At 44.2% G+C, this 24,476-nt stretch carries 15 protein-coding genes; 3 read left to right on the forward strand and 12 right to left on the reverse strand.

What is annotated here, in order from left to right; all coding sequences use genetic code 11:
• The first annotated feature begins 60 nt into the window (after positions 1-60).
• Together HY960_13245 and HY960_13250 are read left to right on the forward strand one after the other, a co-directional pair.
• On the forward strand, positions 61-252 hold the full coding sequence (locus HY960_13245) for a hypothetical protein (protein ID MBI5216711.1): 192 nt from the start codon (positions 61-63) through the stop codon (positions 250-252).
• Positions 253-331: 79 nt separating this feature from the next.
• Positions 332-640: a PIN domain-containing protein gene (locus HY960_13250; GenBank protein ID MBI5216712.1), complete on the forward strand. Its 309-nt coding sequence runs from the start codon at positions 332-334 to the stop codon at positions 638-640.
• Positions 641-793: 153 nt separating this feature from the next.
• Here HY960_13250 and HY960_13255 read toward each other — a convergent pair whose 3' ends face one another.
• From HY960_13255 to HY960_13305, 11 genes are all read right to left on the reverse strand, one after another.
• The gene (locus HY960_13255) at positions 794-2,176 is read right to left on the reverse strand and encodes a hypothetical protein (protein ID MBI5216713.1); all 1,383 of its coding nucleotides are present in this window, start codon (positions 2,174-2,176) and stop codon (positions 794-796) included.
• 147 nt (positions 2,177-2,323) lie between these two features.
• Complete coding sequence (locus tag HY960_13260; GenBank protein MBI5216714.1) at positions 2,324-3,604, reverse strand: hypothetical protein; 1,281 nt, start codon at positions 3,602-3,604, stop codon at positions 2,324-2,326.
• Positions 3,601-4,746 carry a pyruvate flavodoxin/ferredoxin oxidoreductase gene (locus HY960_13265; GenBank protein MBI5216715.1) on the reverse strand — a complete coding sequence of 382 codons (1,146 nt, stop codon included), beginning with the start codon at positions 4,744-4,746 and terminating at the stop codon, positions 3,601-3,603. Before HY960_13265 ends, HY960_13260 begins: the two co-directional genes overlap by 4 nt.
• A gap of 2 nt (positions 4,747-4,748) precedes the next feature.
• Positions 4,749-4,979: a hypothetical protein gene (locus tag HY960_13270; GenBank protein MBI5216716.1), complete on the reverse strand. Its 231-nt coding sequence runs from the start codon at positions 4,977-4,979 to the stop codon at positions 4,749-4,751.
• 222 nt (positions 4,980-5,201) lie between these two features.
• Complete coding sequence (locus tag HY960_13275; protein MBI5216717.1) at positions 5,202-5,621, reverse strand: T9SS type A sorting domain-containing protein; 420 nt, start codon at positions 5,619-5,621, stop codon at positions 5,202-5,204.
• Positions 5,622-7,500: 1,879 nt separating this feature from the next.
• On the reverse strand, positions 7,501-10,278 hold the full coding sequence (locus tag HY960_13280; protein MBI5216718.1) for a M20/M25/M40 family metallo-hydrolase: 2,778 nt from the start codon (positions 10,276-10,278) through the stop codon (positions 7,501-7,503).
• A gap of 79 nt (positions 10,279-10,357) precedes the next feature.
• A complete protein-coding gene (locus HY960_13285) occupies positions 10,358-10,849 on the reverse strand; it encodes a YbhB/YbcL family Raf kinase inhibitor-like protein (GenBank protein ID MBI5216719.1) in 492 nt (163 codons plus the stop codon).
• A 47-nt stretch (positions 10,850-10,896) separates the two neighbouring features.
• A complete protein-coding gene (locus tag HY960_13290; GenBank protein ID MBI5216720.1) occupies positions 10,897-13,407 on the reverse strand; it encodes a choice-of-anchor D domain-containing protein in 2,511 nt (836 codons plus the stop codon).
• Positions 13,408-13,685: 278 nt separating this feature from the next.
• Complete coding sequence (locus tag HY960_13295) at positions 13,686-17,168, reverse strand: VCBS repeat-containing protein (GenBank protein MBI5216721.1); 3,483 nt, start codon at positions 17,166-17,168, stop codon at positions 13,686-13,688.
• A 129-nt stretch (positions 17,169-17,297) separates the two neighbouring features.
• Positions 17,298-18,065 (reverse strand): response regulator transcription factor, encoded by a 768-nt coding sequence (locus HY960_13300; GenBank protein ID MBI5216722.1) that lies wholly within the window; start codon positions 18,063-18,065, stop codon positions 17,298-17,300.
• Positions 18,066-18,067: 2 nt separating this feature from the next.
• The gene (locus tag HY960_13305; protein MBI5216723.1) at positions 18,068-19,168 is read right to left on the reverse strand and encodes a histidine kinase; all 1,101 of its coding nucleotides are present in this window, start codon (positions 19,166-19,168) and stop codon (positions 18,068-18,070) included.
• Between the two features lie 236 nt (positions 19,169-19,404).
• Here HY960_13305 and HY960_13310 point away from each other — a divergent pair, with 236 nt between their 5' ends.
• A complete protein-coding gene (locus tag HY960_13310) occupies positions 19,405-21,435 on the forward strand; it encodes a hypothetical protein (GenBank protein ID MBI5216724.1) in 2,031 nt (676 codons plus the stop codon).
• A 90-nt stretch (positions 21,436-21,525) separates the two neighbouring features.
• On the opposite strand, the gene HY960_13315 is transcribed toward HY960_13310, so the two are convergent.
• Entirely contained in the window at positions 21,526-24,408 is a 2,883-nt protein-coding gene (locus HY960_13315) for a T9SS type A sorting domain-containing protein (protein MBI5216725.1), read from the reverse strand.
• Positions 24,409-24,476 lie beyond the last annotated feature (68 nt).

Raw genomic sequence — 24,476 nt, forward strand, 5'->3', positions numbered from 1 at the left:
TTTGTTTCTCTTATTTTCGCTTTGTACATTGGACTCAGAAAGAAAATAAACGAGCGCCGTATGACAGAAATAATTCAAGAACTGGAAAAAATCGAATCTCAAATCCACGATTTGAAAACAAAACTAAAGCATCAATCAAAACCTGTTGAACTTGAAGGAATTTGGAAAGGTATTGATGTAACGGAAGAAGATATTGCGGACGCAAAAAAATCGCTTTTTAAACCCTTGTATGAATTCGATAAGGAACAATGAAACGTTATACGGTTGATACCCATGCCTGATTTGGTACTTCGCCGAATTGACTTTCATTTCCCGCAGGGCTGAATCTTGTATGATGGAAGCAGATGCAGGGCTTACACAAATTATCGTTCCCACTATTGTTCTTTCCGAAGTCTTAATGATTGGTGAGAAGAAGAGAATTACTTTTGACTACGGAGAATTTTTATCGAATCTTGTGACAAGTGAAAATTACACAATCCATCCATTTGATTTTGACATTCTCTTGCAGATGAGAAGGTTAGAAGCGATTCCGGAACTTCATGACAGAATAATTGTAGCAACGGCGCTTATAACTGAAAGCGCTCTTATAACAAAGGACCGGGAAATTATCTCGTCCGGAATAGTTCAAACTTTTTGGTAAACTATGGTGAAGTAACCATACGTTTGTAGGTCGAAATTACTTTCGACTATTTCCTACCAGAATCGAAATAATATTTCCGAAAACCTAGTTCTAAGACACTCTCATCGTCCATGACATCCGAGGAAATATTGGAATGCTCTAACAACTAATCCTTCACTTTTGTTTTTCTGAAGTTAATAATCTATCGAGAAGATATTGAGCGTTATAGTACAGAAATTTCCAACCTTCAAGCGTTATTGTTTTGTTATCTTCATCTAATGAATCGCGATACTCTTCATCTACTTTTTCTTGAAAGAGTTTGATTTGACGGTAACAGTTGTTGGAATCTCCCTGCGAGAGATAACCAAGAGCGTTGGAAAGGAAGCTATCAAGTTCAATTACAAAATTCGAATCGGAGAGCCAGTTGTATCCTGCTATCTGATGCTTATATGAAATGAGTGTGTCTAATAATCCAACAATCGTTATAGAATCAATTGGCTTTATTGGTGCAAATGCATCTAAAAATGATTTAATTTCAGATCGCACCAAATTAGACTGCTCAACTTGAATTTGTCTTAACATAAAATTGATAAAAAATGGTTCGTAGTAACGCTTCGCCCATAAATTACCTTCTATAAAGCCGACGCCGGGATAGTACTCTGATCTCAAGTATGGATCCGGTTCATTAGGTCCAGCCCAAATAGAACGTTCAGGTTGACCTTCCGGATCTATCTTTTTCAAACCGTGAAATAAGTTGCTTCTGTAGATTCCACTATTTGTATAGAATAAATCTTCTAGAATTGACCTTGCAGATTGCTTATCAAACTTTGCCAGTACAGTAGCACTTACCATAAAGGCAACATAATCAGTCGAATCTCGGATTTCATTTTCAAGTATTAATTTAATTTGCGTCGAATAATTTTGATTTTTCCCATATTCTCCCATTACAACTCTTGCAGTTTGTTTAATAATTCCATCTTTTTTATAAGCATTCAGTACAGTATCAAAATATGAAAATATTCCCGCCTCAGTCAGAAAATATATTGCATTTAACTTTATTGAAGTTGAAATAAAACCATTATACCTTATCAAGGTATCAAACCCCTGTATTGCCCCCTCATCTCCGAAATATCCTCTTACACGTTGGTAGTTAAAATAATGAAAAGTATTGAATGGCAATGTATCAGCATAAGCCCAACTTCTCAAACTGTCAAGAATAAACAACTGATCCTGTTCTCCATGATAATATGCCAGAAGCAATGCCGCATTAACAGATTTCTCATCCTTCATGAGTTTCCTAAGATTCTGCCGAGAAGTATCGTTAGCCACTCCAGTATAATTCTCACTCACTAAATGTAAATCCCACAAATGCTGGGAAAATCCAGACGAGGTGACAACAAAAAGTAAAAAAAGGAGAATAAAAAATATTTTCATGAAACTCTCTGACATATCCTTATTTGCTTGGGTGTCACGTTCCACACAGCAACACGGCGGTTGTACCATGAAATCGTCCCTTACACCGGAGGAGGATTCCTTGGTGTTCACGTTGTTATTCATGGTTCACCTTCCTTAGTATTTGTCGCAGTAACATCAGAAACAGACTTCGTTTTTTTCATGGTTACACTATCCGAAGTAAATATACAGTTGCTTACCTCAATAATCAACTCTCCTCCCTATGAATGGTTAGATGTCAGAGTTCAGGCTTCAGGACGTTTGAAATGCTTCTACCGGAAACAGACCCGATTGTTGCACATACAACTCAATTGCTTTCAATGCCGCTTTCGCTCCGCCGTATTCTTTCCTGAACGGATACTCGATGATGTTCGCGTCGGTGTGCGGCTTCGGCAAACTTGAATCTATGAGAAGCATCGTCGTTGGTTTCAAACGGTCAAACACATGCTTCTCGTACAACTCGTTCAATCCGTCTTCCGAGACAACGATGACGGCGTCCGGCGTTTCGATTCCCGTGTAAAAAATATCGTGCGGAGAGAGAATCACTTCTGCAAGCGAGAAACCCGAACCTTGTGTAACAGGATTATCGTTCTTCTGCGTGCAGTGTAACCTGCTCATCACGGCGGCTTCGCACAATTTCTTCGCCGCCGATTGGACACGTTCCCCTGCGCTTCCGGCAATAACAATTCCCACCTGATGTTTCAGTTTGCTTTCAAACTGCGGAATCAATCCATCATCTTTCTGTGAGGCAGAGAAGGCCTGATCACGCGGGTTTTTATCCGCGTACAGCACTCCGAACTCTGCACGGTTTTTTTCATTCGTCAGAATTCCGAACTCCTGTCCCTGCTCTTCAATGACTGAACGAATTGCATTTCCGGTTAACTCGTTTTTCGTGGTTGCATGTTCAGTGCAAAGTTCAACGATTTCAACAAGCGAAAATCCGGGATGTTGAATTGCTTCGGCAAGAACATCTCCCAAATCTTTATCGGTGGCAAGTTTCCGTGCGACAAATTCAGCCCGTGCATCGAGCATGACACGGCACATATCTATCGGCGGAATAATGTTTCCGTCGGGAGTGGTCGGCGTAATAAATTCCATCGGGGAAAATGCCGAGTGCTGTCCGCCTGTCATCCCGAATAAAAAATTATTACAGAGCAACACGGTCACATCAACATTGAGCAACGCGGCATTGACGAGATGAAGCAATCCAATCATTGCTCCGCCATCGCCGATGAGAACAACTGTTTTTAATTTTGAATCGGACAACACAGAATCGGCAAGTTCGATGCCTGTGGCAAACGCTGTCGAGCGTCCATGTGTTGTGTGCACTGTATGAGGAGTTTCAAACAGCGCATCCGCCAACCCGATGCATCCGATGTCGGTAACCAAATTCACTTTCGATGGCGGAATCTGAAGTTTCATCAGCGCATCGTTCAGTTTTCGTAACACGTGCGTGTGTCCGCATCCTTTGCAGAATGGCATCGCACAGTTTTCAGTGATGAATGTTGTCGGCGTGGGTATTGTCCCGGTCATAGAACCTCCTTCAGAATTTCTTGCGGCGTAATCATCGAACCGATTTTGTTGACTCCGATGACTTCCTGTGTTTTCATAAGATGAGAAATGACGCTTCGGTATTGTCCCGAAAGATTTTCCTCCGCAATCACCACCCGCTTCACCTTTCCGAGCGAATTGAGAATTTGTTTTTCGGGAACGGGGAACAGCGTCAGTAAATGTAAGCCGGAAACTTTCTTTCCCTGCTTTCGTGCAATGTGAATTGCTTCTTCCGTTGCCCGTGCGGTAATTCCGTAACTGATGAGAAGCGTTTCGGCTTCGGGGTCAACGTCTCGCTTCACAATTGCAAGTCCGTCCTTTCTCAGCCTGATTTTTTCTTCGAGATGATGAAGCACTTCGAGCGTTTCCGCATCGTTCTTTTTCAACTCTCCCGATTTGTTATGCGCCGAACCGGTTGCCGTAACTTTTATCAACCCTCCGACCGGAGCGAACTTGGGAATATCACTCAGCCGGGTAAACTCATACGTCTTTGCCTTGCCATGTCCGTTCGTCGGCTTTTGAAGATGAGAAATTCTATCGGCGGCGTGAAGTAATTGCAGTTGTTCGTAGTTGACGCTTTCGGTTGTCATGCCGACTTCTTTATCGGTGAGAATCACCACCGGTGTGCGAAGAAGTTCTGCCCACGAAAATGCAAGCACGGTCAGTTCATAACATTCAAGCGGAGTGCTTGGACACAAGACGGGAATTGTGTAGCCGCCGCTTGTGCAAAATTCCGTCAGCAAGACATCGCCTTGCGCGCCTTGCGTTGCGCCGCCGGTGCTGGGACCGAGACGTTGCACCATGGCAATTACAAGCGGCGTTTCCGTCATCAACGCGTATTGCACGGTTTCAATCATCAATGCCCAACCGGGACCGGAAGTTGCGGTCATCGCTTTGTAGCCGCGTAACGAAGCGCCGACGCAATATGCGAGTGCGGAAATTTCGTCCGGTGAACTGATGGCAAGGTCTCCCTTGCGTTGCAACAATTCAATCATACTTTTATAGATTCCCGAAGCGGGAGTAATCGGGTAGCCGGCAAAAAAGCGACAACCCGCCTTCACCGCACCTTCGGCAATCATCTGATTCCCGGTGCGGAGTTTAATTGGAACGTATGTGTGATTCATGGTTAATCTGCTATGGAGGCGCTGAGTTCACGAAGTTCTTCTACTTCGTGCAACAGTGAATTGAGTTTGGAAATTCGCTCGTCGTGTTGAATGGAAAATGTTGATAACAGTTCACGTGCATCCGGTCCGACTTCCTGAACCGCATCCTGATAATACCGTTTCATTTCTGCTTCGCGTTCGATTGCCTGACAGAGTATATCATCGAGTGAACAATGGTGAAGTTGAGTATTCATTTGATTCTACTTCCGTAAAATTTTCAACTATCATGCCAGAGCAAGAGAAGAAAAAAGCCATTCCGTTGGAGAATGGCTTTGATTTTTCTTCGACTGTTTTTTCTTTCTCACGCATGACATGCCGCTTTCCTCTGCACTTTCAGACTTGAGAAATCATGTAGGTCTAAGTTCATTTCGACTCGGTCGTCGAGACAACACCCGACCTACATGAAAAATAAATGATTACCTCATCAACAAGAACTTCTTCGTTTCGATGAAGGAACCTGCCTGAAGTTGATAGTAATAAACGCCGCTTGTCAATTCACCCGCATCAAATGTTACCGAATAATTTCCTGCCGGAAGTTCTTTATTCACCACATTAACAACTTCCCTTCCTAATACATCAAATACTTTCAATGTCACTAATCCTCCGCCAGAGGCGGATCCGCCTTCGGAGGAGAAATTGGCAATCCGAAATCTGAAATTCGTTGATGGATTAAACGGATTCGGATAATTCTGTTCAAGCCGAAACTCTGCCGGAGTTTCTCCGCCAACTTCCCGAACATCAAGTGAAAAACGGGAACGAACGCGGAACTCATCATAGACGACAGTAGTCGGCGTATTGGAAACTTCATTTTCTTCGACAAGATACACATACGCCATTGAGAAATTATTATTCCAACTCCCCTGATACTTTTCAACATTATCTATGAACAAAGAAACGGCAGAACCGCCTTCAAAAATAAATCGAATATCAGAACCGGATGTTTCGTTTGATTCCCAGAGAACAGTTTTTGAATTATTCACATTGAGAACTAATTTCCAGCCCGGGTCTCCTTGGTCGCCGGTCCACAATTGTAACCATCGGTTAAAATTGTCCGGAGCATCCCAATTTCTTTTTTCGTCAGAAAGAAGAATGTAGGAAGAGTTATGTTGTCCAAGTTGCGTTCGGTTCATGACGATACGGATATCACGGTCATTGAGGATATATGGTTTACGCGAATAAATTCCCGCGCCGGATCTCCCCGATTGACTGTGAACCTGAATATGCAAAGTACTATCAATCAACAGGACTTTATATTCATTCCCAAAGGGATTCCCAAAATTAAACGGTTCCCACAGAAAAGGAGATGGAGCGACAAAGTTTCCATCAAAATTATCGAAGGCGAGAGTTTCCGCAGGGATAATGTTGAACGTAATATTTTCACCCGGAGAAACATTCCCATACGAAGTATCAACATACATTCCGGGCGGAAGCGGGTATTCCTCGTTTGGTTGGTTGAACCAAACATTGTAGGTGAGATGTAAATCCGTATCGCTACGCACCGGGATCGAAAACATTCCCAGTCCATTTGTTATTGCCTCGGAGTAACTGTTGAGTACATTAACCCACGCACTTATTTTATAGGTTCGTGTCGGGATACCACCGTTTTCTAATACAAGTCCTGTGATGATACTGTTCGTTGAATAGCATGTAAAGTTTGAAATCGAATTATTGACAATTGAGTCCCCCTCACCAATTGTAAAATCGTGGCTTTGCACACTCATATACTGTGGCAGTAAATCACCCTGACTTACACCTATTCTTCCATTACCTGCAGGCACCATTAATTTGTAATGACCGTTTGCATCCGTCCGAACTTCACTGCCGCCGCTACGTTGCTGAAGTCCGACACCGATATTCGGAATTGCCGTGCCATGTTCATCGCGCACATATCCACTGATGTACGACGAATAGCGGGCAACATAGAAATCCTTCGTGACGTTGCTTTCGATAGTCATCGTTGTATCTGTTGACGAATACCTACCGAACGGGTCGCTGACAAAAAAGCGATACGTTCCGCTATCGAGCGGTAATTCATAATTGCCGTTCACGTCGGTCGTCGCCATAATTTGTCGCGATGAATCTCTCACTCCGACAAACAACCCGGAGACCGGTCCATCGTCAACATCATACACAGTTCCACTAACCGTAAACTGCGCCGGGCGATTTTGAAAAATCACCCGACCGTATGCAACCGATGATTCTTCCATCGCCTTTACGATGATATGCATTGCCGGTGGATTTTCGGGATTGAGATATGCAATAATAACGCCTGGCGTAGCGTCGAAATCTGCAATATTGGTTGAACCGACTCCATTATCCACCAGCATATCACCGGTGAAATTGAAATCATTCGTATCAATCGTTCCGTTTCGGTTGGCATCGAGCCAGTATTCGGTAAAAATTGTATCAAGCGGATTGACATCCATCTTCATGAACAACGAATCGTTCACAAAGATGCTGTCGGGTTCCGAAAAAGGTCCGTTCACACTATTTGAAAACAAGATGTAACTTATCGCTGCTTCCATAGTTGTATTTGTCCGGGTGTTTTCTACCGGCTTGTTGTTTATCCGCTTCATAAATTGCGCGTGAGAACTACTCACAATCATGAGCGTAAGGAATATGATGGTAACGTATTTCATAAAATTTTCTTTCTTTCTTTTTATTGATTGATAAATTTGTTATCGAATTAAAATCTGATTTGTTTATTGAGTTAGTTTATCGAACTTCGCGCCTATGAGGTTGTGATTGATTACTCATCGCTGAGGATATAATTAATTCCCCATCCTGATTCACCTTCACCCAATACCCCTTCCCGCTTTCAATGTTCTCGCTTACGAAATATTCATTCCCGTAACCAAAGAACGGAGTTGTAAGCATTAAGGGTGGATTTGATATGACGGACGATGTTGCAACCGTTTCGGAAATTGAACCGATAAGATTCCATCCTTCCTGAACGTGAATTGTTTCTGCGGTACATTCAACGCCGAGCAACGGAATTGTTTCTTCGTTGGGAAATTTTAACCAGTACCCTGTGCAGGTCTGTAATGTTTCCTTTAGCACATACCCATTCGTAGTTGAATATTCATACGCAGAAGAAATTGCCGTCGGAAAGAGAATTGATTTTCTGCAATCAACAGCTTCAAGCGGAAGTGAAACTAAATTCCACTTTTCCTGAACGTGCATGACCATCGTTGCTGCAACAGTGTAAAGTATTTCCAACGATGAGAATGCTTGATTGGGAAGCACGAGCAGACTTTCCGCTTTCATGTTCACGCGAATCAAACTGCCGTGTGTTTGTTCATCAAGCAAAAGAAAATCTCCGGTCGGTAATGATGAAGGATTCCAACGAACAGTCATCGGGTAACCGGAAATTCCCGGTTGAACATCGAGCAGGAACGTTCTGGTTGTTTGTCCTTCGCTTAGTGTGTCACGAATATCAAGAGAGGTTCCGTTTGTTCCGGCAATCCTCCATCTGGCATCGCACCGATAATCATCCGGCGGGGGAAGTTCGGTTTCTCCAAACAGCGTATCAATTCCATCGCTCGCGCCCGCTTTCATTCCGAACCAAACGGTATCACTCGAACCACCTTGGTCACTCACTCTGAGCATCACACAACTTTGTAAATCAACCGGAATTCCTGTGATAGTATCCGAGCCACTACTTTGATTCCCTGCCAAGTCCTGTGCGGTTACATAATAGCGATAAATATCCCAACTCAGATTTGTATCATTCCAAAACGAATCTGCTATTGGTGTACCATTGAGTTTGGTAAACGTCGGGTTTGATTCCGACGAGCGGTAAATGTTGTAGCCACGCAAATCATATTCCGAATTCTTCTTCCAGTTCAGACGAACCATGTTTGGCAAATTCGTTCTTGTCAGATTTTCCGGGGCGAGAGGAATCAACAACGGCGTTCCGGATTGTTCGACAAAACTTCCTTCCTGCCCGGCAATATCAACCGCAGTGACTCCGATGTAGTATCGTGTTCCGTTCGTCAAGCCGCTCATTGTTCGCGTCAACCCGGTTTGTGTGAAACTTGTATCGTACACTCCCGGAGTTCTTCCCAGATAAATTTTGTACGATTGAACATCTTTATCCCCGACGCTTTCCCATTGAACAAGCAGAGAAGTTCCGTTACCGATATCAATCACTTCGACATTAGGAACCGTGGAAGGAATCTGGTCAATCGTCAGCAACGTTGCCAACCCTGCTTTTATTATTTGCGCAGCATACGGAATGTCAAGATTGGTCAGCAAATCATTCGGTGAATGATAGTACGGACTGAAGTCATGCTCAATGCAGAATAAACTTTTGTAACCCTGTTGATAAAACGACCAACTATCGCTCGAACTTCGATAAGACGTCGTCAGCACAGGTGTGAGTAACGTATATGCCGCCTCCATCGAAGCATGAAGGTCCGATAAATCTTCCGCGCCGGGATACCAGACATGATACACATTATAATCGCTCTGGCTTTGTGTACGATTTCCAATCATATCATAATTGAGCATCGCTTTGATATTTCGGTTTGCCTGCTTTGCTTTGAGAGCGTACGCCGCACTTCCTTTCAGTCCGGCTTCTTCCGCGGCAAATCCGCAGAAGCGCAACGTCATCGAAGGTTGATAATTAATTGCTTTGAGAACTCTTGCCATCTCAAGCGCGGCGACTGTTCCGCTTGCGTTATCATCCGCGCCCGGCGCTTGATTGAGATTGCTTGAATATGAATCGAGATGTCCACCAATAATAATTTCAAGAGAAGGATTCACAGTTCCGGGAATCGTTGCAATAATATTTTTCTGCCATGTACTACTATACTGAAAACTATCATAAGCAACATCCGTAATTCCCGTTTCGAGATAACGGTTTCGCAACCACCGAAACACGCTGTCGCGGTTTGCATTTGTGCAGTAACGCGTTCCGAAATCCTGCATTTGCTGGATGTACGAACGAATCGAGGAATCGGCTATCTTTGCAATAATAGTACTGATGGGGTCGCTCGGATGCGGATTATCGCGCATCATCGAAACTTCCGGCAACGGATTAAATGTCAACGGAACCGGTTCGATTTCAACAAGAGAATACTTTGCTTGCCGCAGCCGCTGAAAGATGTTCTCGTTTCCGCTCAGTATATCGAACTCTTCCGATTTGAACAGCACAGTAACATCAAACCCCCGGTATGTTCGTTCAAGAGATTGCACACCTAACTTTGTGGAAACAGCATACGACGCGCTCCACGGTCGCTCATCAAGAATCTGAATATTCTTTTCCGAGCGCGAGTATTCGTTCAGCGTTTGCCGTGACAAACCTGCAACATAAAATTCCGGGAAGCGATGATATAAGCGAACAACATTCGGTTGATGTTGAATTGCGTCCATCGCTTTGGATGTCGGAAGAAGAACGAGAACCTCATCGCTTTGATACGATGAAGAATTTGATTGAGAAAGAACAGGAAATGGGATGATGAAGACGAAAAGAAGTAGAAAGATTACCATATTCGTTTCCTGTTGAATGATTAGATTATGAAACTCTTACACCATGCAGTCATCACATGGTTAGAAATACAAGGTTGTGTTACATCCGCTCAAACACTCCGATAGTTTTTGCCATAGCGATGACATGTCCGTCAATTGCCTTTTTGAATTTAGTCAATGATGTATGAACATCAAGTTCGAGTGTATCCACACTGAGCGCATAGACAGTTACTTCGTACCGATGAGCGCCGGAACCTTTCGGCGGTTGCGGTCCGCCGTAACCAACAACTCCCCATGTGTTGTTCAATTCTTTGGCGCCTGCCGGTAATTTGCTTGTCGTTGATGCGCCTTCGAAGAGCGAATCAACATTCGACGGAATATTGACAACGAGCCAATGTACCCAGTTATTTGCAACCGAGTGTACATCAACTATCGAAATTGCAAACGACTTGGTCTCTTTCGGTGGGTGTTCCCACGAAAGAGGGAGAGAAATATTCTTCCCTCCAAGCACTCCTGTATTCGCGTACTTAGAAGGAATCGCTTTTGAGTGGTCGAATGCACTTGAAGTGATTGTGAACTTCTTGTTATTCATCGTAAATCCTACAACAAATATTGTCAGAAATACAAAACCAAACAACTTCATCGCCATCGTCGTAACTGAATTGTTTTTTTGTTGTTCGTTGTTGCTTCCTCCATCACACCCATTTCTCCATCATTCCGTTTGTACGTACGCGTATTAGATTCCAAAATCAATTTCCCATCCTGACTAACTTTCACCCAATATCCTTTCGAAGGTTTGAGTGAATCAGTCATCGCATATCCAACATTGTAACCGAAAAACTCCGAAGCAAGAATTCCCGATGGTTCAGTTACAACATCATCAACAGAAATTGCCCTCGTTAATGAACCGACAAGATTCCATCCTGAATTCACTTCAATAGTATCGGTATTGCGCGTATATCCCATAAAGGTGACATTCGTTTCAGAATTATATTTTATCCAGTAACCCTTATTTTCAACAAGAGAATCCTTGGCAACGTACCCGTTACTTCCTTCAAAAGCAAACGCGGCAGAGGAGGCAGCGGAAAATATTGTCGTCTTGCGCGGGTCAGCGGGTGTAACCGGAAGCGAGACAAGATTCCAGTTTTGGGAAAGTCTGTGTGTGTAGCGGGGCCAAAGTCCGAATGCCGTTGCAGTAATTTGGTCAGGCGTTCCTAAATTGTGCGTGAAAATAATATGTCCGATTTTTGAGCCATCGCCGGTTGGAGTGAACGTAATATCAAATTTCAGACTCTCTCCAACAGCAATACTACCGGTTGATGGTGTGACCGTATATTGTGCCATATCAGATACAACAGAAGAAAACGTCATCGTAGAAACTCCGTTGTTCTTCACCGTCACGCTGAGAGTTTTGCTTCCCCCGACATTTACCGTTCCGAACGTGAGACTGGATGGTGTAGCGGAAAATGCTTTTGTAAAATCTTTGAGTATCCAATTGTTCGGGTCGAGTTGCGCCGATGTTGGTTCGTGTGAAAGCAATGTAGTAAATGATTGTATTTGTTGATTGTTGAAAACCGTAATCGTAGTATCCCAACCCGATGCAGAAAATTTTATATCAACCGGCATGGTAAAAAATGCCGGGTTACTCGTTCCCGTTGTTTGATTGATGTTGATGGTTGCTTCGTATCCGCCGGTGACCGGTTGAGCGCTCCATCCGAACATGTACTTGGGATATTTTTCGCCGTAAATCCATTCGGCGAAAAAATAATCAAGGTCTTTTCCTGAAACAGTTTCACACACCGATTGAAAATCTTCCGTCACGGCTGTTCCGTATTTGAACCTCGGATCATTCGCATAGGTGTACATCGAAGTAAAGAACGCAGTATCTCCAAGAACATGTCGTAACATGTGCAGAACTGTGCCTCCTTTCGCGTAGACGAGTGAGCCGCTAAATAAATTTCCGATGTTGTTCGTATCGCTCACATAGATGGAACCGACGGCAGTTTTTGCACTATTCATCTCTCCTGTAACGCTTCCCCAGTACGCGGCAGAACCGTATTGCCGCTCGTAATACAACGCTTCCAGATACGTTGCAAATCCTTCGTTCAACCAGATGTTGGGCCAAGTTCTGCAAGTAATCATATCGCCGAACCACTGGTGCGCGAGTTCATGAGCGACAAGTCCTTCACTAAATCCGCCAAGCGAAGTCATTGTCTGATGTTCCATGCCGCCGCCCCAGCCAAACTCGCTGTGTCCGTATTTTTCATTGATAAACGGATACAAACCGAACAAGTCGGAATAAATTTCCAGCATATCAACCGTGCGCGGGAGATTTGCCTGCGCACTGGAAAGATGTTCCGGCAACACATAGTTCAACACTTCCATCGAATCTGTCGGCGAGTAATGAAACCAGTTCGAGAAGGATGAATAATTTGTAATTGCAATTGAAATCAAATACGTCGGAATCGGATATGATTCATTCCAATGATGTGTGGACGTTCCGTTTCCGTTTTCAACGACACTGAGTAATTTTCCGTTCGACCCGACTTTATATGAAGATGAACATGTGACAAGAATATCAGCCGAGTCTGCTTTATCCGTCGGGTGGTCTTTACAGGGCCACCAATCCTTTGCGCCGTACGGTTCACTCAGACTCCACACCCACGGTGTTCCCGAGTGAGAAGAAAATTCAAAACTCCCGAAGCCGCTGTTCCCCGGAACGCCGTGATAATATATCGTCACGTCTATTTCTTCGTCGAGCGTATATGTTCTGTCAAGTGTAACATTAAACGAAGAAGAGTGCTGAGTAAAACCAACGCTTGTTGTCCCGATGATAACCGAATCAACTGTCAGCGAGTTCATTAAATCAATGGTCATCGTTGCCAATCCTTCTTGCTTACTGAATGCTTTCATCAACACACTTCCGCGAATATATTGCGGAGAGGTTGTTACGATGATATCGAGTTTGTAGTACGTTACGTCGTACCGCTCATCAGCAAGCGTTGCTTGCTGAGTTACAAACCGATGTTTGTACCGTTCGATTTCGTTTTTGATAAGCATTTTCTCGTCTTCGCTGTTGAATGGTTCTTGAGAAAAAGCAGTGAGACAAAATCCAATAAGATAAAGAAGATGGAAAAATCTGGTTTGCATAAAGTTCATGGTTGATTGAAAGAAAGATAACAGAGAAAAATTGACAAGCAGTATGCCATGCGAACGGAGCTTTACTCTACAAAAACAACAACAAAAATCTGATAAATAAAGGTATTTCTTTTCAACTCAAGCAAAGTCTTTGTTCTTCAGTCTATTGTTATCAAGTTTGATTGTTAATGAATTTCATGGCTTCAGAGTTGAGACAATAATTTGGGAGGGAATAAAAAAGCCGATTTCATTTTCTAAAATCGGCTTTGAGAGAAACTCTATATTTATTTTTATTTACTCACCACCAGCTTCCTCACTTGAGAATAACCATTTGTAGCATCGTGGAGAGCTACTGCCTTCAAGTGAAGAAAATACAATCCGCTCGGGTTTGAGGTTGCATCCCATTCGAGTTGTTGATATCCTGCATCCTGAATTTCATTCACAAGTACAGAAACTTCTTTTCCCAACACATCAAATACTTTTAATGTCACATTCGATTCAGCCGGAAGTTGATAACGTATCACCGTCGTCGGGTTGAATGGATTAGGAAAGTTCTGTTCAAGACTGAATGTTTCCGGTTTCTGGTTTCGGGTTTCCGGTTCGATATTGCCCTCGCCTTCAGGCGGCGGAGGTGGTAGTTCATCTGATGCAAGCGCGTTTATTTTTCCCAATGACAAATTACCAATAACGAATGACGAGAATGTAAGCGTACCTGCCTGATTCACCTTCACCCAGTACCCTTTTCCCGGTCTGAGAGTATCTGTCGTTGTGTATCCGTTTTCGTACTCATAAAATTCGGAAGTAACAATTCCGCCGGGCGTTGAAGAAATTTCCGTAACTGCCAACGATTGAGAAAGTGAACCGAGTAGATTCCATCCTTCACGAACTTCAATTGCTACACTATTGAGTAAGGTTCCATTGACTGTCAATCCTTGAGCGCTATCAAATTTCAACCAATACCCAATCCCGATGTTCAATGTTTCTTCTGCTACGTAACCGGAACTGCCGAATGAAAACGCAGACGAACTTGAATTCGGGAAAAGAATTTCTTTTTGCAAATCATTTGAAAGAAGAGGGAGCGAAATGAGATTCCATCGCCCATTCACTTGCATATTCATCGTCGTTACATCAGCATCGAACCACCAAACAGTTGACCATTCGCTGATACTTTCTGTTCGTTCTGCACGAACTCTCCAGTAGTATCGTGTTCCAAGAAGTAAGCCCTCCACGCTTGTTATTGTATCGGTTTGAATCGTATCCGAGCGGAGCGTCGTAGCGAACAAACTATCAATGCTGAGTTGAAAAATATATCGTTCAGCACTTACGTTGTTTAACCAAGCAAATGTTAATAATTGAAGTTGATGCGAAGCGTTTGCCGGTGCGTGAAGTGATGGTGTTGAAAGAATGGTGCGGAAACCTACAGCAACACTGTACGCGCTTGTTCCACCGATGTTTGTTGCACGCACTCTCCAGAAATATTTTGTAAATCCGTTCGGCAATTCAATTTGCTTCGAGGTGTCGGGTATGTTTTGAACATCGGCAATGAAACTCGAGAACAACGAATCTGTTGAAACCTGAAGTCTGTAGGTTTGAGCATCGTTTGAACGGTTCCACACGAATAATAATGATTGAGGAACATCAACCGCACCTCCTGCCGGAAAAACATGAAGTGGAATAGATGGCGTATCAACAATGGTAGAAAAATTCCATGCAGATGTGAAAGCGCTGTATCCGGAAATATTTCCCGAACGAACCTTCCAGTAATACTTTGTTTTGTTTGCTAACAGACCAACCGATTTGTTCGTATCTGCAAGCAGGGAATCATCAAACACAAATGTTGAAAAAAGTGAATCGGTAGAAATTCTTAAATGATAACGTGACGCGTTCGTTGAACGTCTCCATTTCATCGAGAGAACGATTGAACGATTGCTATCTCCGTTCACAGGGAAAACCAACGACGGAGAAACCGGTGGCGCAATCACGCTACTGAATTTCCTGACAGCAGACCAGATATTGGGATACATCGTCCTTTGTGATTGGACGCGCCAGAAGTATGTCTTGTTGTTCGAAGAAATTGAAACTGACCGCGACGTATCATTCACGGTCGAATCTTCCAGAACGATTTCCGAAGTGAAAGTCGAATCAGTTGCGACCTGAACGCGGTACGGTGCAGTCCAGAACTTACCGTGCCATTTCAGGTTGATAGTAATTTGGTCGCTCGTGCTTCCATGTTCCGGTGACGATAGTTCCAGAGAAGTTGAATCATTCTCCACAATGGTGAAGTGATTATTAACCGGAACATTAGTGAACACCTGTTCTTGACCTGAGAACCATTTCACAACCAACGAATCAATAATTGTCGCGTCACCAAGTCCGAAGTGTTGTTGAAGTGTTTGCCCGCAATAACCACTTTGTCCATCTATTTCGTGAAGTTGCCAAACCGGATTTCCATTGATCGTCGCCTTCACTTTTATCTTTGTGCCGATAGCAGATTTGTTTGTTACTGTTCCGATGCAATCGAGTTTCAACCAGGCGTTTGTTGTTCCGTTATTTTTGTAGAAAATACTCTTTGCATTTTCGCTCAAGGTTCCTGCAACATATACATCAAGGTCTCCATCGTTATCATAATCTGCCCAACTTTCGCCGTACCAATATCCGTTTTCATTAAGAAGCGGTTCAGTAGTAATTTTTGATAACGTCGGTTGACCTGTTTCAATCAGTTCATTTTTATACAAGAAACACTTTTGACTTCCTCCGTACGCAGTAGTCACAAACAAATCCAAATCGCCGTCATTATCATAATCAATCCAACTCGCTGTGGCAAAATAATCTTGTTCGCTCGTCAGTGTCCCGGCAGAGATTGTATCGAAATTTCCGCCGCCATCATTCCGGAAAAGTTTGTTTTGCTGATATCCCCAATTTGTAACAAACACATCGAAGTCGCCGTCGTTATCATAATCTCCCCAACTTCCGCTCCACGAGGAACCTCCGCTTGTCACCAGCAAACCGGTTGTTACTTTGGCAAACGTATCAACACCTGTTTCGGTGAGCATATTTTTGTACAAGTCTTCGTTTTCATTTTCTTCATTGAGCGCGTACATGTCGAGGTCGCCGTCGTTATCATAATCAACCCAATTCACACCGCGAGTATGTTTTCCGTCATTCACAATTGCGCCGGTTGTTATTTTCTGGAACTGGCCGTTCCCGAGATTTTTGTACAGAAAATTTTTCAATGTTCCTGCACTGTTCGAAACATACAAATCCAACAACCCATCATTGTTGTAATCACCCCAACTGCACGTCTCAGAGTACCCGCCATCGGTTGCCGGATTTCCCGTCGTTATTCGCGTGAATTTTCCTTGCCCGTTGTTCCGGTACATCAAATTATTTCTGTTGTACCAGTTCACCACAAACAAATCGGGGTCGCCGTCATTATCCATGTCACCCCAACTGCTTCCATCGGATGGTTCGTTGTCACGGGAAATAATCATCGTGTCCATTTTTGTGAATGTGTAGTTCGGTGCGCCGTCATTTCTGAACATCATGTTATTTTGTCCGCCTTGTTTTCCTCTCGTGACGAACAGATCCAAGTCGCCATCGCCGTCGTAATCTACCCAATTGACACTTCTTGATGCGGCAAGGTCATTCACATGTGAACCGGAAGTTATCTTGGTAAATTGTTGTGCCGTGCTTGTTGATTGAAAAATCAATAAGAACATCAAGCTAACAAATAATTGTTGTTTCCTGTTTAATGTTTGTAATGAAAAGTTCATAGCATTCTGTGCAGTTGTTGAAAATATTTCTGCACAGATATACGGAATAAATGCACGCGAATCCACCGTTATTCGATGAACCGTGTAAAAGGAAAGATGAACCGTGAAAAGAAAACGTTCGTCAGTTCGTTATCGAATGCCTTGAAGCGCCTCTAACACTTTTTCGCTGTACGTTCGGCTGAGAGAAACTTTCACACCGTCTAACAATGTCACGACAAAATCTCCGTTCGAAAGCGGACGAAGTTCCCTCACACGGTTGAGTTGGAGAATGGTCGAGCGGTGAATGCGGGCAAATACACCCGGGTCTAAACGTTGTTCGAGTTCATTCATCGTATTCCTGATGAGATGCGTCTTCGTGCCGCAATGGACACGGATGTAGTCGCCGTATGCTTCAAACCAATCCACGTCCCGCACATGAACAACAATAATATTTTTTTGAGATTTGATAATGAGCCGTTCGAGGTATTTCCTTTGGAGAGAAACATACTGAAGCATGGTATCTAATTTTTCCCGGAACTTTTCAGTTTGTTTGAATTGAAGAATACTTTTTGCACGCTCCACGGCGTGATGAAGTTGTTCCTGTCGGAGCGGCTTCAACAAATAATCCAACGCGTGTACCGAAAATGCTTTCAGAGCAAACTCATCAAACGCAGTAATGAAGATGATAACAGGAACAATCTTCCCTTCCAACGCTTCAATCACACCAAAGCCATCAAGTTCCGGCATCTGAATATCGAGCAACACTAAGTCCGGTTTATTGCTTTGAATTGTCTCAACCGCTTCAACACCATCGGCACATTCACCGATAATTTCAATGTCAGATTCTGCGTTCAGGAACCGGCGGACACCTTTTCGTGCAATCAGTTCATCATCAACAATGAGAGTGCGAACGAACATATTCAGGATATACTTTCGGTATGAAACGGAATGAGAATTTCCACAACCGCGCCGCCATTGTCACCATTGGAAATTGATATTGATGAAGCGCTTCCATACAATGACTGTAATCTCGAACGAGAATTAGAAAGCCCGATACCGGTAGAGTGTGAATTGTTGAGAGCGTTCAAACCATTCCCATTATCCTTTACAACGATGTTCAGATTTTGATGGTGCCGCATCGAACGAATTTCGATAACACCTTCTCCCCTTCTTTCGCCAATGCCATGTTTGATGGCATTTTCGACGAGCGGTTGAAGAATCAGCGTTGGGATTTTTGCATCGAGCGTGTTTTCATCGGCGTCAATCCGAATCTTCAATCGTTCGCCAAATCGGATTTGTTCGATTTCCAGATACAGTTTGAGATACTTCAACTCCTCCTTCAAACTAATTTCCTGAGTGTTGGTATGTTGCAATGTCAGGCGAAGCAAATCGCTCAGAAGAGCGAGCATTTGTTCGGCTTTCTGCGGCTCATCTTTTATCAACACGGAAATTGTATTGAGTGTGTTGAATAAGAAGTGTGGCTGAAGTTGCATCTTTAACGCGTGCAGTTGCGAATTGGTAAGTTCTTCTCTCAGTTTCGCTTCATTGAGTTGCGCCTGATTCATTTGCTTGTAATAATCAACCGCATGAGCGATGAAGACAACGATGAAGTAAATGAAAAATCCGTAATCGGAAAAGCCGATAACATTGTTCGTTAATCGCTCCCACGAAAAAGGACGCTCGGCAGTTGCTTTCAAATGTTGTACGATGAACTCATAGAGAAACCGCTGAGTTAACGCAATGCCAACTGCCGTTAACAGATGTATTCCAATTCTCGAAATCCAGTTCGACCTCCCGACGCGGAATTTTCGCGCACTAAAAACAAGGAGCGGCGTTAACAATCCCCACGAAAGAAAAAAGAATACTTCTGACGGATATAAATCCCAGAATGTAATCTGCTGACCGACATTGATTCGATACAAGTATGACTGAACCGTGAACAACGTCCCGACAACTCCCCACACGCAGAGGAGCAACACAAATTTCAGCCATCGGTTTTTTGTCAAAAGAATTTCTTTCATGAGGCTGAATGTACGTTTTTCTTTTTGAATAACAAGGTTTGATATTTTCAACCATTGGGTTCACGAGGTTGTACAAAGAAACTATCGGAAATTTCATGTCCGTTGCGGTTGAACTTCTTGGAATTGTTTTCCTGATGCCGTACATTCTCACCGCTCATTTTATCCACTATGAATACACTTCAAAGGAATTTTCTATGGTCACAAAATCACTCATTATATTTTTTCTTTTCTTTTTCATGATTCACACAACGAACGCTCAGCCACAACAACTCCCGTGGCTTGGAAATTCGCAGGCAAAACTTGAAACCGAACTTCTCAAACAATACGGAGAAGGGCAACGAGCACGTCTGCAACAAGGACTTCGTCAGGTTGCAAATTTTTGGCGCGCGGAAGATGGTGATGCCGTAGTGTTCGAAGAATTTGTTCGCACAAACTTTGCCGGCGACAAATCTACGCTCGATGTCATGTTCACTCGCTTCGAAAATCTTTTAGAAAAAATGGACGGACACATGGGAGAAATCAGCCGAAACCTTCGGACACAAACCGACCTTGACATCGGAACGATTTACCCGTTCGATGAAACATTCGCGGCGTACGAACCTTCAGCGCACATCCTCGATGATTTCTTTCAGAACAAACTTGCTTTCACCGTCTTACTGAACTTCCCGCTTACCACGCTTGATGAACGATTGACTCAAGGGGAAACATGGTCACGCCGTCAGTGGGCAGAAGTGCGGCTCGCACAACGTTTCTCCCGCCGCGTTCCTTCCGACGTGAATCTTGCCATCGCCAAGGCAGGCGCGGAAGCAGACCAATACATTGCTGAGTACAATATCTGGATGCATCATCTTCTCAATGAAAAAGGGGAGCGGTTATTTCCTGCAAAGATGCGCCTCCTTTCGCACTGGAATCTTCGTGATGAAATTAAATCAAATTATTCGTTTGGCAAAGATGGACTTCCCAAACAACGGATGATTCAAAAAGTGATGGAACGAATTGTTGACCAGACAATTCCCGATGTCGTCGTCAACAATCCTCATGTTGATTGGAATCCGTTCACGAACGAAGTCAAAGCGGCAGATGTAAATGATGCCGATTCACCTGCGCCTGCTGACATGAAAATTTCCAACGCACCTGAACCGGATGAACGATATGCCACACTCCTCAAAACATTTCAGGCATCGGCATTGGCAGATGCGTACTCGCCAAACGCACCAACTCTTATTGCACGTCGTTTCGAAATCAACAGAGAAATTCCTGAAACGCGCGTGAAGGCAATGCTTGAACAAGTGCTTGCTTCTCCGCTCGTTGAGAAAACTGCCAAACTTATCAAGAAACGTCTCGGTCGTTCGCTCGAACCATTCGACATGTGGTATAACGGATTCAAACCACAAGGAAAATACACACCTTCGGAGTTGGATGAAATTGTTGCAAAGAAATATCCGACTACCGATGCCTATAAAAATGACATGCCTGCTCTCCTCATCAAATTAGGTTTCTCACCGGAACGGGCGAACTATATTGCAAACAATATCGCAGTTGACCCGGCACGCGGTTCCGGTCATGCACAAGGGGCAGGAATGCGTGGTGTTCAGGCACGACTTCGCACACGAGTTGAAAAGTCGGGAATGAATTACAAAGGCTACAACATCGCTGTGCATGAAATGGGACACAATGTCGAACAGACATTATCACTGAACGACATTGACCACACGTTACTCAACGGCGTTCCAAACACTGCATTCACAGAAGCGCTTGCGTTTGTGTTTCAGGGACATGATTTGGAACTGCTCGGCTTGACAGCGCCCGATCCACAAACCGAAGCGCTCAAAACGTTGAACGATTTCTGGGGAACATACGAAATTGCGGGTGTCGCTCTGGTTGATATGGCTGTCTGGCATTGGATGTATGAAAATCCAAAAACAACTCCTGCTGAATTGAAGCAAGCAACAATGCAAATCTCAAAAGATGTTTGGAACAAATTTTACGCACCGGTATTCAACAAGAAAGATGTTACTCTTCTCGGTGTTTACTCTCACATGATTCATTCATTTCTGTACTTGCCGGATTATCCCATCGGACATTTGATTGCGCATCAAATCGAAGAGCAGATGAGAAAAGCCGGAAGCATCGGAGTAGAGTTTGAGCGCATGGTGAAAGCGGGAAGTATTGCGCCGGATATCTGGATGAAGAATGCGACCGGCGCGCCTGTCGGCGCAGAAGCAATGCTCGTTGCAACGGAACGGGCATTGAAAGAAATAAAATAATCGTTACCCGATTGAAAGGAGTAATGGAGTATTGGAGATATTATCCTTCGTACTCCAATACTCCACTACTCCAACAATCCAAGGGGTTGTTTATCGAAGTAACAAAAGTTTCTTCAATTCTGAAAACTCACCTGCCTGAATGCGATACGCGTAAACACCGGTTGGCAGATTACTCGCATCCCACTCCACCGACCTGTAACCCGCAACCTGTAAACCGTCAACTAACGTAGCGACTTCTTCACCAAGCATGTTGTACATTTTCAGCGTCACCCACGAATCAACCGGTAACGAGTAACCAATAACGGTTGAAGGGTTGAACGGGTTGGGATAGTTCTGACTCAGACTGAAGGTTTCGGGTTTCGGGTTTCCAGATACATTGCCGTCACCTTCAGGCGGCGGAGGTGGCAGTTCACTCGTCGGCACAATCTCAATTTTCCCCAACGACAAATGACTATTGACCAATGACGACAACGTAAGCGTTCCACCCGCGTTAACTTTCACCCAATATCCTTTCCCCGGTTGGATCGTATCAACTTGAATGTAGCCGCCGCTGTAACCGTAAAACTGAGATGTAACAAGTCCCGGAGGCGTGGAAGTAATCTGAGCCGGAGCAATGGCGGATGAAATTGAACCAATCATGTTCCATCCTTCTGCAACAGAAATGGTTTCTTCTGTTCTCATAAAACCGCTCACGGAAACATTCTGACTGCCGTTGAACTTCAACCAATATCCTGAACCATTGGCTAACGTTGTAGCGATTTGATAACCCGCCTGATACCTGAACGCATCGGAGACGGCGGTTGGATACAAGGTTGTTTTTGTGTAGTCATCTACAGTAAGCGGAACGCTGAGCATGTTCCATTTATCATTCATGCTGTAAAGCATTGTTACGCCAAACTCGGCAGACGCCTGAACCGACGGCAAACTTTGATTGTCATGAATATCGCGCGTTACGATTCGATAATAGTTAACAGAACCCTGCACCGGACTTCCATCGTCGAACTGGATTCCGGTTGTCTGACCGATTTTCGTTCCGGCGTTCGGTGTGAACCCGCTCGTGAGCGAGCGGTGAACTTCATACTTGCTCACATCATCATCCGTGAGATTCTCATTCCATGTTAACCGCACGGAAGGACCGGCAAGCACCTCGGCCGCAAGCGTTTGCGCCGCAGTCGGTGCAAGATTATCTACCGAGTAACCGTTGGCAGATTGAGAGACGAAATACATCAGCGGTTTTACTGTGTGCGCGGTTATGAGATACGTAAACGGATGAGTGCCGGAGGCGGAAGAATCATCTAACGTTGGTGCAACGAAATTATACGTCGGTGATTGAACGGCGGCTACCGTCGTGATAAAATCATAGTTCGCACCCAACGTATCATTCACGAACGGGGCTTGAGGATTCTTCGTTCTCATTGAAGTCATGCCTTCCGGTATTTTTCTCCAAACACCATAGGTAGTTGTTTGAAGCGCGCTTCCTTCCGTAATATCATTCGGAGACCTCTGCCACTGGATACGTACCTTGCCTCCTTGGTCATTTCCGACATCTTGAATGGAAAGGATTTGTCCTGCAGGCGGCTGAAAATTCGTACCGCTTCCGTTCACCCATTGGGCATAGATATCACTTTCATTATTCCGATTATCTTCCCAGGCGAAGATAAAACCACCCGTACCGTCGTGAATGACTACCGGACTCTCTTGGTCATTATTTGCTGTACAAATTCCCAAACCATGTTCAAACCATAGCACATTCCCATTGAGATCAACTCGTTGGGCAACAATATCCTGAAAATTATCGTCATAGGGATAGGCTTGCAATGCAATGACAGCCCCTCCTGTTCCATCACTCACCATTGATACATCGTATATACTGTTGTATGAGGAGTAGAGTTCAACACCATTGACTGCCCACAGGATACTCCCCGCGGGGTTAATTCGCTGGCTGAAGATACTCGCGTGATTTTGACGGTAATCGCGCCATGAAATAATCGCGCCGCCCAGCCCATCCGTTACAAGGTGAGGAGAATCTTGACCATCCGGGGCAGTACATATAGCTACGCCATCGGCTGTCCAGAGGGGACTGCCGGCGGCATTTATTCGTTGAGCGTAGATATTTCCATTGTTGCCGGTTCGATTGTCGTACCAGGAGATAATCGCGCCTCCGGCTCCATCACTTATGATTTCAGGGTTTTCTTGACTGTACACTGCGGTACAGACAGATACACCATTTTGAGTCCAGGGAAGCCCGCCTGTGGAATCAATTCTCTGGGCAAAAATGTTGGTATTCCAATGACGGTTGTCGTACCATGTAACAATGGCTCCTCCTTCTCCATCACTGGCAACCCTCACATATTCCACATAGAACGTGGCAGTAAATGCGGCAATACCGTTGACAGCCCACCGGAGAGTTCCCGAACCATCAATTCGTTGTGCGTATAAATCTTCATACCCTCCGCGCCTATCCTCCCACAGTAGTACTGCGCCTCCTACTCCGTCACTCACAATGATGGGATAGTATTGGTCATCTGTTTGTGTGCAGATGGGAATTCCGTCTGCAGTCCACTGGACCACTCCCGAGCCATTGATACGCTGGGCATAGATATCACCATTGCCGTTCCGATAATCACGCCATGCAATAATAGCGCCCCCGGCTCCATCGGTGGTCATGACTACATCGTCCTGAGTATGTGGTTCCGTACAGATTGCCACACCGCTTACATTCCACTGAACTACACCGGAGGAATTAATCCGTTGCGCAAATATGTCTGAAGAACCCTCATCGGAATTCTGCCCCCAAAGGATGATAGCGCCTCCGGCTCCATCGCTAACGAGAGCGGGTTCATACTGATAGTTTGCCGCCGTCACGATTGCGGTATTATAGTTCGGGTTGGTTGACCACTGCGCAATCACCGTCAGCGAAAAATATGTAAAGAACATCAAGAATGATAAGATGGTTGTTGAGAAGCGTTTCATAGCGTTCTCCTTTACTGTATTGTTATTATATAGTGAATTAGATTTTATGTGAACAAAAATTTTATCTT

The organism is Ignavibacteriota bacterium (assembly GCA_016212665.1).
In the GTDB taxonomy this organism is placed as follows: domain Bacteria; phylum Bacteroidota; class Ignavibacteria; order UBA10030; family SZUA-254; genus FW602-bin19.